Origin of the sequence: Streptomyces sp. NPDC006743 (genome assembly GCF_040703815.1) — a bacterium.
In the GTDB taxonomy this organism is placed as follows: Bacteria; Actinomycetota; Actinomycetes; order Streptomycetales; family Streptomycetaceae; genus Streptomyces.
Genome location: NZ_JBEYJA010000060.1, coordinates 30,097 through 41,040 on the forward strand (window position 1 = coordinate 30,097; position 10,944 = coordinate 41,040).

Genomic DNA, 10,944 nt, shown 5'->3' on the forward strand with positions numbered 1-10,944 from the left:
ATGTCCGACACCCCCAAGCTGACCCGGCGTCCCGAGTGGACCGCCCTGGAGGACCACCGCGCCCAGTGGCAGCCGCACCTGCGGGAGCTGTTCGCGAAGGACCCCTCCCGCGCGGAGCGCTACACCGTGCGCGTCGGTGATCTGCGCATCGACTACTCCAAGCACCTGGTCACCGACGAGACCCTGCGGCTGCTGCGCGAACTGGCCGAGGCCACGGACGTGTTCGGGCTGCGCGACGCCATGTTCCGCGGCGAGAAGATCAACATCACCGAGAACCGGGCCGTGCTGCACACCGCGCTGCGCGCCCCGCGGGACGCGGTGATCGAGGTCGACGGCGAGAACGTGGTGCCGAAGGTGCACGCGGTCCTCGACAAGATGGCCGCCTTTGCCGAGCGGGTCCGCTCCGGTGAGTGGACCGGCCACACCGGCAAGCGCATCCGCAACATCGTCAACATCGGCATCGGCGGCTCCGACCTCGGCCCGGCGATGGCGTACGAGGTGCTGCGGTCCTACACCGACCGCGGCCTGACGGTGCGGTTCGTCTCCAACGTCGACGGCGCCGACCTGCACGAGGCGACGCGCGACCTGGACCCGGCCGAGACGCTGTTCATCGTGGCGTCCAAGACGTTCACGACGATCGAGACGATCACCAACGCGACCTCGGCGCGCGACTGGCTGCTCAGGGGCCTCGGCGGCGAGGACAAGGCGGTCGCCAAGCACTTCGTGGCGTTGTCGACGAACGCGGAGAAGGTCACCGCCTTCGGCATCGACGTCGACAACATGTTCGAGTTCTGGGACTGGGTCGGCGGCCGGTACTCGTACGACTCCGCGATCGGCCTGTCCCTGATGATCGCGATCGGCCCGGACCGCTTCCGCGAGATGCTGGACGGCTTCCGCATCGTCGACGACCACTTCCGCAACGCGCCCGCCGAGGCCAACGCCCCGCTCATCCTGGGCCTGCTCGGCATCTGGTACGGCAACTTCTTCGACGCGCAGACGCACGCGGTCCTGCCGTACTCGCACTACCTGTCGAAGTTCACCGCCTACCTCCAGCAGCTCGACATGGAGTCCAACGGCAAGTCGGTCCAGCGCGACGGCGAACCGGTCGAGTGGCAGACCGGCCCGGTGGTCTGGGGCACTCCCGGCACCAACGGACAGCACGCCTACTACCAGCTGATCCACCAGGGCACCAAGCTCATCCCGGCCGACCTGATCGGCTTCGCCAACCCGGTGGCCGAGCTGAGCGGCGAACTCAAGGCCCAGCACGACCTGCTCATGGCCAACCTGTTCGCCCAGGGCCAGGCGCTGGCCTTCGGCAAGACCGCCGACGAGGTGCGCGCCGAGGGTGTGCCCGAGGAGCAGGTCGCGCACCGCACCTTCCACGGCAACCACCCGACCACGACCCTCCTGGCCGCCGAGCTGACCCCGTCGGTCCTCGGCCAGCTGATCGCCCTCTACGAGCACAAGGTGTTCGTCCAGGGTGCCGTGTGGAACATCGACTCCTTCGACCAGTGGGGTGTCGAACTCGGCAAGGTGCTGGCCAAGCGCGTCGAGCCCGCCCTGACCGAGGGCGCCGAGGTGCCCGGTCTGGACCCGTCCACCGCCGCCCTCGTGGCCGCCTACCGCGAACTCAAGGAAGTGAGCTGACATGGCATCGATGCAGATGGGCCTCATCGGCCTCGGCAAGATGGGCGGCAACATGCGGGAACGCCTCCGCAACGCCGGCCACACGGTCATCGGGTACGACCGCAACCCCGAGGTCTCCGACGTCTCCAGCATGGTCGACCTCGTCGACCAGCTCGCCCAGCCTCGGGTGGTCTGGGTGATGGTCCCGGCCGGCGGTGCCACGCAGCACGTCATCGACCAGCTGGCGACCCTGCTGAAGCCGGGTGACGTGGTCGTCGACGGCGGCAACTCCCGCTGGACGGACGACGAGAAGCACGCCAAGCAGCTGCACGCGCGGGGCATCGGCTTCGTCGACGCGGGCGTCTCCGGCGGTGTGTGGGGCCTCAAGAACGGCTACGCGCTCATGGTCGGCGGCGACAAGGAGCACGTCGACCGCCTGAAGCCGATCTTCGACGCGCTCAAGCCCGACGGTCCCTACGGATACGTCCACGCGGGCAGGGTCGGCGCGGGCCACTTCGCGAAGATGGTCCACAACGGCATCGAGTACGCGATGATGCAGGCCTACGCCGAGGGCTGGGAGCTGCTCGAGAAGGTCGACTCCGTGGACAACGTCCGCGAGGTCTTCCGCTCCTGGCAGGAGGGGACCGTCATCCGGTCCTGGCTGCTGGACCTCGCGGTCAACGCCCTCGACGACGACGAGCACCTGGAGAAGCTGCGCGGCTTCGCGGAGGACTCCGGCGAGGGCCGGTGGACCGTCGAGGCGGCCATCGACAACGCCGTGCCGCTGCCCGCGATCACGGCGTCCCTCTTCGCGCGGTTCGCCTCCCGCCAGGAGGACTCGCCGCAGATGAAGATGATCGCCGCGCTGCGCAACCAGTTCGGCGGCCACGCCGTCGAGTCGGCGAAGAAGGACTGATCCGTCGTGGGGGACCTTCTCCTGGTCCGCCACGGTGAGACGGAGTGGAGCCTGTCGGGACAGCACACCAGCCGTACCGACCTGCCCCTCACCCACCACGGCGAGGAACAGGCCAAGCTGCTCGCTCCGCTCCTCACCGGACGGACCCACGCACGCGTGCTCACCAGCCCGCTGGGCCGGGCCGTGCGCACCGCCGAACTCGCGGGTCTGACCGGCGCCGAGGTGGACGCCGACCTGCACGAGTGGGACTACGGCGGCTACGAGGGCGTGACCACCGCCGAGATACACCGCACCCGGCCCTGCTGGGACCTGTGGACCGACGGGGTGCCGCCGGGTGCCGACGGCGCGCCGGGCGAGTCCCCCGAGGACGTCGGCCGCCGCGCCGACCGGGTGCTCGACCGGGTCGCCCCGGACCTCGCCCGCGACGGCGGTGACGTGGTCCTGGTCGCGCACGCCCACTTCCTGCGGGTGCTGACGGCCCGCAGGCTGGGCCTGCCGCCCGCCGAGGGACGCCTGTTCCAGCTCGCGACGGGCACGGTCAGCCGGCTCTCCACGGAGCACGACCGTCCGGTGATCGCGGAATGGAACACCAGGCCGTAGTCCGGCCTGACACATCGGTACGAAGGGCCCCGGTCGCGCACCGGGGCCCTTCTCCGTGCGCCCGGGAGGCATCCCGCGGAGGCAGGCCGGGCGCCGGGGCGCGCGGGTCAGTCCGCGCCGGGCGCCCGCGGGATCCCGTACGCCCGCTCGACCCGAAGGCGCAGCACCAGGCGCCGGTCGCGGACCATCGCGGCGCGGAAGTCGTCCCAGTCGGGGTGCTCCCCCAGGACGTCGCGGTAGAGGCGGACCAGTTCCCCGACGGTCTCGTCGTGCGGGTCCGCGGCGACCGGCGTCAGTTCGGCGGTGCCCTCGACGACCGTGTACGCGCGCCGGTCGGCACTGGTGACGTGGTAGGAGACGCGCGGGTCCCGGCGCGCGTTGCGGGTCTTGGCGCGGTCGTCGGTGACCGAGACGCGCAGGACCCGCTCGTGCGGATCGTAGGCGTGGCTGACGTTCGACAGCTGCGGCCGGCCGTCGCGCTTGAGGGTGACCAGCACGCCGCCGTGCCCTTCGGTGAGCAGGGCGAGCAGAGCGGGGTCCGGCGCGGACTTCGTGTCCTGGGGGTCCTGAGTCATGGCTGTATCGATATCCCGCTGCCGGGCCGTCCATCCCCTTCCTTCCCCTCCCGTGCCCTCCCCCGCCCTGCCCCGTGGCCGCCGTCCGCGGGTGCGACCGGCCGTGCGGTCGACCGTGCGATCAGGCGTGGAATCAGTCGTGGAATCAGCCGTGCAATCGGCAGCGCGTAGACAGTGTCTACGCGTCCTGATAGACACTGTCCATGGATCAAGCCGAGAAGAACCCGGGCGGCCTGCGCGAGCGGCTGGTCGACGTCGGGGTGGAACTGGTGGCCTCCCAGGGGGCGCAGACGCTCACCCTGCGGGAGATCGCCCGCCGGGCGGGCGTCTCGCACGGCGCGCCGCGCCGCCACTTCCCCACCCATCTGCACCTGTTGTCCGCCATCGCCCGCCGCGGCTTCGAGGACCTGGCCGGCCGGGCCCGCGCGGCGACCGGGGACGGCACGGCGCCCCCGCGCGCCCAGCTCACCGCACTGGCCCGGGTCTATCTGGACTTCGCCCTCGGCGAGCGCGGCATGTACGAGCTGATGTTCCGTCACGACCTGCTGGAGAGCGGGCACCTGGGTCTGCGGGAGACGAGCCTGCCGCTGTTCGCGGACCTGGTGGACCTGGTCGGCCGGGCCCTCCCCGGTGCCGACGCCCGGGCGGTCGCCGGTTCGCTGTGGGCCGGCCTGCACGGCACGGCCCAGCTGTGGGGCTGGGGCAGCCTCCAGCTCGCCACCGGCGCCGACGACGTCGAGCGCGTGCTGCGCACGACGCTCGACGCGCACCTCGGCACGGAGCCCCGCGGATGACCCGCGCGCAACTGGTGACGCTGGTGAGCAGCGTGGCCGGAGCGGTGATCGTCGCCCTGGACGGCACGGTCCTCACCGTCGCGCAGCCCACGCTGCGCCGGGACCTGGACGCGTCGTACGCCCAGGTCCAGTGGACCAGCACCGGGTACCTCGTGGCGGTGGCGAGCCTGCTGGTGTTCGCCGGGCGGCTCGGGGACCGGTACGGGCACCGGCGGCTGTTCACCGTGGGGATGCTCGGCTTCGCGGCCACGTCGGCGGGCATCGGACTCGCGCCCGGCATCGGCTGGGTGATCGCCCTGCGGGCCGCCCAGGGTGTGTGCGGGGCGCTGCTGCAACCGGCCACGCTGGGGCTGCTGCGGGCGCGGTTCCCCGCCGACCGGCTCGGGACGCCGCTGGCCGTGCGCACCGGTGCGATCGGGGTGGCGGCGGCGGCCGGGCCGCTGCTGGGCGGTGCGCTGGTGGCCGGGCCGGGCTGGCGGGCGGTGTTCTTCCTGAACGTCGCCCCGGCCCTCCTCTTCGGCCTGCTCGCGCTCGCCCTCCCCCGCCCCGAGCCCTCCCCCACGGTCCGCCGCCGGTTGCCGGGTGCGGGGCTCGACCTGCCCGGCGCGCTGCTGCTCGCCGTCGCCCTCGGCTGCGCCGTGCACACCCTGGTCGCGCTGCCGGAGCCCGGCGGGGCGGGACCGGCCGGGCCCGTCGTCGCCGTCGTGGGACTCGTCGCCGGAGTGCTCCTCGTCCGGCACGAGCGCCGCGCCACCGATCCGCTGCTGCCGCCGGACGTCATCGGCTCCGCCGCCGTCGGTGCCGCGGTCGCCGTCCTGGTGGCCGCGTCGGCGGCGCTGTCCGGGACGCTGTTCGTCGCCACCTACGTCCTCCAGGACACCCTGGACCTCGACCCGTTCCAGAGCGCTCTGCGCAGCCTGCCGCTGGCCGCGCTGATGGTGCTCGCGGCCCCCGTCGCCCCGCTGCTGGTGCGCCGCGCCGGGGCCCGGCGGACGACCGCGACCGCGATGGCCGTGCTGGCGGTGGGCGTGCTGGTGCTCGCCGGGGCCACGGGCGCCGTCGCGCTGTGCGGGGGCTTCGCGCTGCTCGGGGCCGGGTTCGGCACGGTGATGGTCACGGCGACGCAGGTCGTCGTGCGCGAGGCGGCCGTGGCCTTCGCGGGCGTCGCGGGCGGGTTGCAGCAGACCGCGATGAACGTCGGGCCCGCCCTGGGCGTGGCGGCGGCTACCGCGCTGCGCGGGCTCGGCGGCGGCGCGGGACTGCCGCTGGCCGCTCTCGCCTGTGTGGCCGCCGCCGGTGCGCTCGCGGCCCGCGCGCTGCCGGAACACACCGGGCCGCGCGCCGGGCCGGCGTCGGGTCACGAGGCGCGGGCCACCACGTCCAGGCGGGGCCGGCGGTGGCCGAGCCGCTCCCGCTTGGTGCGCAGGTAGGCCACGTCGTTCTCGCAGTGCGGCGAGGGAGCGGGGTGGTTCACGTGCGCCGGGGCAGGATCCCGGCCGCCGCCACCGGTACGGCGGCCAGCACCAGCCAGGGCACGGCCGGCGGCAGGCCGGAGTCCAGGAGGCTGCCGCTCGCCGCGCTGCCGAGCAGCACGATCAGTCCGGAGACCGAGGACAACGCGCCGGTGTACAGGCCGAGCCGTCCTTCTTCGGCGAGCTCGGGCACCCAGGCCCGGGCGACCGGAGCGACGACCATCTGCCCCAGGCTGAGCAGGACGACGAACCCGGCCGAGGGCAGCAGTCCGGCCGTACCGCTCCACCCGGCCGGCCGGGCCGCCGCCACCACCGCGAACCCGGCGCCGGTCACCACCAGCCCGTACGCCATGGCGCGGCGCGGGGTCAGCCGCTGAACGGTCCACCGGGTGAGGGGCAGTTGCACGGTCACCGCGAGCAGCGAAGACAGGGCGAACAGCCAGGCCAGCGGCGCCTGCGAACCGGCGGCGCGCTCCACCTCGGCGGGCAGGGCGAGGTAGAGCTGGTTGTAGGCGAGCAGACAGGCGCCGTGGGCGCAGCACAGGGCGAGGAAGCGGCGGTTGCGCAGCAGCGTCCGCACGCCGCCGCGTGCCCGGGTACGGGGGCGCCCGGGGATGTGCTGCGGCAGCAGCCGGGCGTGCCCGGCGAGGACGAGCACGAAGACCGCGGCGCCGGCCAGGCAGGCGGTGCGGAAGTCCACCGCCAGCAGCAGCGCGCCGAGCAGCGGTCCGGCGAACGCCCCGGTCTGCCCGGACACCGCGAACAGCGCCAGGACCCGGGTGCGGTCGCCGCCGCCCGCCTCCTCCCGGGCGACGGCCTGCCGGGCCACCTCCGATTCGACGGCCGGTGAGAACAGCGCGGCGGCGAACCCGATGAGCAGCACGGCCGTGATGACCGACCAGGTGCGTTCGGCATGGGCGAGCCAGCAGAACCCGGCGACGCGCAGCGCGCAGCCGGCCAGGACGACCGGCCGGACGCCGAAGCGGTCGGTGAGCGCCCCGCCGACGACGAACAGGCCCTGCTGGCTGAAGGTCCGCAGGCCCAGCACCAGACCGACCAGCCAGCCCGCCATGCCGATGGCCTGTCCGAGGTGTTCGGCGAGAAAGGGCAGGACGGCGAAGAAGCCGATGTTGAAGGCGAGCTGGGTCCAGATCAGCAGCCGGAGCAGGGGTGACAGCGGGGTGTGTCCGGGGGCGGGGCGCAGAGCGGTGAGCGGTGCGGTCATCGCGCTCCCGCCCTTCCGCGCGCGGCGTCCGACTCCACTGCGGCGGACGGTGGCGGGGCGGCTGACCGCCGGGGGCGCGGGCGCGGGGTGCCTCGCAGTCCTCCGGCCGCGGTCACCGCGAGGGCGCCCAGCAGGGCGAGTACGGCGGCGGGGGCGAGCACCGCCCAGGGGGCGCGTTCGGCGTACGGCTGGTTCTCGGCGAGCAGCAGGCCCCACTCGGCGGACGGGGGCTGGGCGCCGAGACCGAGGAAGCCGAGGGAGGCCAGGGCGAGGGCGACCCCGGGCAGCCGGAGCAGCGCGTGTCGGGTGACGGCCGGGAGGACGGCGGGCAGCAGGTGGCGGTGCAGCAGGTGGAGACGGCCGGCGCCCAGGGCGCGGGTGGCGGCGAGGTGGAGGGCGGCGCGTTCCTGCCGCAGCAGGGCGGAGGTGTGGGCGGCGAGCGGTGCCCAGGCGACGGCGGCCACGGCGAGCGCGGGGGTGGCGGGGCCGCTGCCCCAGACGGCGGTGGTGAGGAGGGCCGCGAGGACGGGCGGGACCGCGTTGGCGGTGTCGACGAGCGGCCCGGACAGCCGGGGCAGCAGTCCGAGCAGGACGCCTGCGAGCAGGCAGGCCGCGCTGATCGCGAGGGCGAGCAGCACCGTGTCCAGGGCTCCGTGGCCGACGCGGGCGAGCAGGTCGCGGCCGAGCGCGTCGGTGCCGAACGGGTGCCGGAGCGAGGGGGCCCGCAGCCGTTCGGTGGTGTTCAGGGCGAGCGGGTCGCGCGGCAGGCCGGGCAGGACGACGGCGAGCAGCAGGCCGCCGTGCAGGAGCGGGAGGGCGCGGCGGGCGCGCGGCCGGGGCGGGTGCAGGGTGGGCAGGGCGCCGTCGCGTACGGCGGGGCCGGTGAGCAGGCGGGCCGCGAGGCGGGCGGCCGGGGAGGCGGCGGCCGCGAGGAGGACGAGGACGAGGGCGCCTGCCTGGAGCACGGGCAGGTCCTGGGCGAGGGCGGCCTGGAGGGTGGTGCGGCCCAGTCCGGGGATGTCGAAGACCTGCTCGACGGCGACGGCTCCGCCGGTCAGTCCGACGGCGAACAGCCCGAGGTTGGGCAGCAGTCCGGGCAGGCAGCGGTGCAGGGCGTGGCGGGCGACGCGGCGGCCCGGCAGACCGCGCGCGGCGGCGGCCTTCGCCCAGGGTTCGGCGAACGCGCCCGGCAGCAGGTCGTCCAGGAGCCGTCCGAGCACGGCTCCTGCGGGCAGGCCGAGGGCGAGCGCGGGCAGCACGGTCCAGCGGGCTCCGTACCAGCCGAGCGCGGGCAGCCAGCCGAGCTGCACCCCGACGACGGTGGCGAGCACGGAGGCGGTGAGGAACTCGGGCAGCGCGGCGAGCATCGCGGATGCCGAGCCCCCGCCGGGCCCGCGGGGCGCGCGCCCGCGGGCGCCCCGGCGCAGGGTGGGGGCGCACACGAGCGCGGCGGTGGCGACGGCGACGGCCAGCGCCACCGCCATCAGCAGCAGCGACGCGCTCAGGGCCCGCAGCACGGCGGGGGTGACCGCCTCCCCCGACAGCCACGACCGCCCGGCGTCCGCGCGCACCAGCCCGCCGAGCCAGTGGGCGAGGAGCCGCAGCGGGCCGTCGTCCAGACCGAGCCGGTCGCGGATGTCGGCGAGCACCTCGGGGGTGGGGTCGCGGTCCGCCGAGCGGGCCTTGAGGACGGTGAGTGCCGGGTCGGTGCGCGTCAGCCAGGGCAGCAGGCCGATGCCGCCGAGCAGTGCGGCGGCGATCCCGGCCCGCCAGACGACGGCCCCCAGGACGCCCCGGAGCCGGCCCGGACGGCCGTCCCCGCCGCGACCGGTCCGGTCGGCGCCGATTCCGTCGGCGCCTTTGTCGTCGGCGGTGTTTCCGGCGACGCCGTGGCCGGCGGGGCCGTTGCCGCCGGTGCTGTTCCCTGTGGTCCTGAGCCGTCCGCTGCCGGTGGTGCCGGCGGTGCCGGCGGCGCTGTTCCGGGTGGTCGTCATGGTCTCAGCGGCGGGTTCCGGCGCCGACGAGCACCCGCTCGTACGGGTCGAGGAGCACGCCCTTCACCGAGGTGGCGACGCCGGTGATGACACGCTGGTGGACCAGCGGGACCACGGCGTCGGTGCCGAGGATCGCCGCCTCGGCCGCCATGGCGGCGTCCTGGCGTCCTGCGCTGTCGGCGGTCCCCTCGGCCTTCGCCACGGCCCGGTCGACGCCGCGGTCGCACAGCCGTGCCAGGTTGTATCCGCCGTCGCAGGTGTAGTCGCTCGCGAGCACCGCGACGGGGTCTCCCGTGTCGACGAGGGTGTTGCGGGCGAGCACGACGCCGTCGAACCTGCCCGCCAGCGCGTCGGTCTCCAGCCGCGAGTACTCCCGTACGACCAGCTCGACCCGGAAGCCGGCCTTCTCCAGTTGCTGCTCGATCACCTGGGCGGCCTCGGGGAGTTCGGGCCGGTTGTCGTAGGTGGCGAGGGTGATCTCGGCGCCGCCGGGCGTCGCGGCCCGCGCCCTGCCCGCCGGGCGCAGGCGCTTGCCCTCGGCCCAGGTGACGGCGGGTCCGTAGATCCCGGCACCGGCGTCGGCATGGCCCTCGTACACCCCGCGGGCGAGGGCGGAGGTGTCCACGGCGGCGCGGGCGGCGGCGCGCAGCGCCGGATCCTTGAACGGTCCCGAGCCGCTGTTGAGCAGCAGGGCCGTGGTGCGGGTGGTGGCGGTCTCCCGGCGGGTCGCCGCGTCGAGGGTGGCGGCCTGGGCGACCGGGACCGCCTCGGCGACGTCGACCTGGCCGGTGCGCAGCGCGTTGGCGCGTGCGGTGCCGTCGGCGACGAAGCGTGCGTCGACCCCGGAGGCCTGGGCGCGGCCTCCCCAGTAGTCGTCGAACCGGTCGAGCGTGGCGGAGGTGCTGCCGTGGACCTCGGTGAGTTCGAACGGCCCGGTGCCGGTGCCGGCCGGGTCCACCCGCCCGTCCTTGCCGCCGTACGCCTTGGCGGACAGCACGGCCAGGCTCGGGCTGGACAGCCGCAGCGGGAGTACGGGGTCGGCGGCGCCGGTGGTGACGCGGACTTGGTGGCTGCCCTCGGGCCGGGCGGTGAGGGTGACGCCGGCCAGGGCGGCGGGCGCGGGCCTGGCCCGGGTGGCGTGGGTGAGGGCGGCGGCGACGGCGGACGGGGTGACCTCGGTGCCGTCCTGGAAGGCGGCCTCGCGCAGGGTGAACAGCCAGGTGCGGTCGTTCTCGCGCCGCCAGGACCGGGCGAGCGCGGGGGCGGCCGCCCCGTTGGCGTCGAGTGCGGTCAGGCCCTCGGTGACGCCGAGCCGGCTGAGGATCGTGGCGTCCGCGCCGTAGGGCGAGAGGTTCTCGGCGGGCGGGAAGGCGAGTGCGACGCGCAGGCGCGTACCGCTCCCGGCGCCGCCGGAACCACCGCTCGCGCCGCCGTTCCCGGAGGCGAAGCAGGCGGACAGGAGCGGGGTGAGCAGCAGGGCGGCGAGCAGCCGGGGGCGGGGGAAGGCCCGGTGCGCGCGGCGGGCGGGGCGCTGGGAGCGGGGCGGGCGACGGTGCGGCATGGTCCTCGTTCTGGATCTCGTGCTGAGGGCTGAGCCGGCAGACTACATGAAAATGATTTCCATAAGCTCCCGAGGGTGCCGTCCTTAGAGCTGCGAACAAAAGGGGAGTCCGATCAGCTCGCGGCGTCCGGTGCGTGCGATCGCAAGGCGCCGGAAGGTCCTTGTAGCGGAGCTACCAGGG

Annotated in this window: 9 protein-coding genes; 5 read left to right on the plus strand and 4 right to left on the minus strand. The window is 74.9% G+C overall.

Annotation, left to right across the window (positions count from 1 at the left end):
* The 3 genes from pgi to ABZ719_RS32545 are packed head-to-tail and all read left to right on the plus strand — an operon-like array spanning position 1 to position 3,142.
* A complete protein-coding gene (gene pgi, locus ABZ719_RS32535; protein WP_366728753.1) occupies positions 1-1,647 on the plus strand; it encodes a glucose-6-phosphate isomerase in 1,647 nt (548 codons plus the stop codon).
* Positions 1,648-1,657: 10 nt separating this feature from the next.
* A complete protein-coding gene (gnd, locus tag ABZ719_RS32540) occupies positions 1,658-2,542 on the plus strand; it encodes a phosphogluconate dehydrogenase (NAD(+)-dependent, decarboxylating) (RefSeq protein WP_366728762.1) in 885 nt (294 codons plus the stop codon).
* A gap of 6 nt (positions 2,543-2,548) precedes the next feature.
* Positions 2,549-3,142: a histidine phosphatase family protein gene (locus ABZ719_RS32545; protein WP_366728754.1), complete on the plus strand. Its 594-nt coding sequence runs from the start codon at positions 2,549-2,551 to the stop codon at positions 3,140-3,142.
* Between the two features lie 107 nt (positions 3,143-3,249).
* Here ABZ719_RS32545 and ABZ719_RS32550 read toward each other — a convergent pair whose 3' ends face one another.
* Positions 3,250-3,717: a PPOX class F420-dependent oxidoreductase gene (locus ABZ719_RS32550; protein ID WP_366728755.1), complete on the minus strand. Its 468-nt coding sequence runs from the start codon at positions 3,715-3,717 to the stop codon at positions 3,250-3,252.
* A 203-nt stretch (positions 3,718-3,920) separates the two neighbouring features.
* Between ABZ719_RS32550 and ABZ719_RS32555 the strand changes: the two genes are divergently transcribed.
* Both ABZ719_RS32555 and ABZ719_RS32560 read left to right on the plus strand, forming a co-directional pair.
* Entirely contained in the window at positions 3,921-4,511 is a 591-nt protein-coding gene (locus tag ABZ719_RS32555; RefSeq protein ID WP_366728756.1) for a TetR/AcrR family transcriptional regulator, read from the plus strand.
* Positions 4,508-5,941, plus strand: coding sequence for an MFS transporter (locus ABZ719_RS32560; protein WP_366728757.1), 1,434 nt, complete (start codon positions 4,508-4,510; stop codon positions 5,939-5,941). Before ABZ719_RS32555 ends, ABZ719_RS32560 begins: the two co-directional genes overlap by 4 nt.
* A gap of 40 nt (positions 5,942-5,981) precedes the next feature.
* Here the strand turns inward: ABZ719_RS32560 and ABZ719_RS32565 are convergent, their stop codons facing one another.
* Genes ABZ719_RS32565 through ABZ719_RS32575 form a run of 3 tightly spaced genes read right to left on the minus strand, consistent with a single transcriptional unit; the run spans position 5,982 to position 10,763 of the window.
* On the minus strand, positions 5,982-7,208 hold the full coding sequence (locus ABZ719_RS32565; RefSeq protein WP_366728758.1) for an MFS transporter: 1,227 nt from the start codon (positions 7,206-7,208) through the stop codon (positions 5,982-5,984).
* Complete coding sequence (locus tag ABZ719_RS32570; RefSeq protein WP_366728759.1) at positions 7,205-9,202, minus strand: ABC transporter permease subunit; 1,998 nt, start codon at positions 9,200-9,202, stop codon at positions 7,205-7,207. The genes ABZ719_RS32565 and ABZ719_RS32570 overlap by 4 nt, the downstream gene beginning before the upstream one ends.
* A gap of 4 nt (positions 9,203-9,206) precedes the next feature.
* Entirely contained in the window at positions 9,207-10,763 is a 1,557-nt protein-coding gene (locus tag ABZ719_RS32575; protein WP_366728760.1) for an ABC transporter substrate-binding protein, read from the minus strand.
* Between the last annotated feature and the right edge of the window lie 181 nt (positions 10,764-10,944).

Excerpts from the sequence above, each read along its gene's own strand:
- pgi (WP_366728753.1), top strand. The coding sequence starts at position 1 with ATGTCCGACACCCCCAAGCTGACCCGGCGTCCCGAGTGGACCGCCCTG.
- ABZ719_RS32575 (WP_366728760.1), bottom strand. The coding sequence starts at position 10,763 with ATGCCGCACCGTCGCCCGCCCCGCTCCCAGCGCCCCGCCCGCCGCGCG.
- ABZ719_RS32570 (WP_366728759.1), bottom strand. The coding sequence starts at position 9,202 with ATGACGACCACCCGGAACAGCGCCGCCGGCACCGCCGGCACCACCGGC.
- ABZ719_RS32555 (WP_366728756.1), top strand. The coding sequence starts at position 3,921 with ATGGATCAAGCCGAGAAGAACCCGGGCGGCCTGCGCGAGCGGCTGGTC.
- ABZ719_RS32550 (WP_366728755.1), bottom strand. The coding sequence starts at position 3,717 with ATGACTCAGGACCCCCAGGACACGAAGTCCGCGCCGGACCCCGCTCTG.
- ABZ719_RS32565 (WP_366728758.1), bottom strand. The coding sequence starts at position 7,208 with ATGACCGCACCGCTCACCGCTCTGCGCCCCGCCCCCGGACACACCCCG.
- gnd (WP_366728762.1), top strand. The coding sequence starts at position 1,658 with ATGCAGATGGGCCTCATCGGCCTCGGCAAGATGGGCGGCAACATGCGG.
- ABZ719_RS32560 (WP_366728757.1), top strand. The coding sequence starts at position 4,508 with ATGACCCGCGCGCAACTGGTGACGCTGGTGAGCAGCGTGGCCGGAGCG.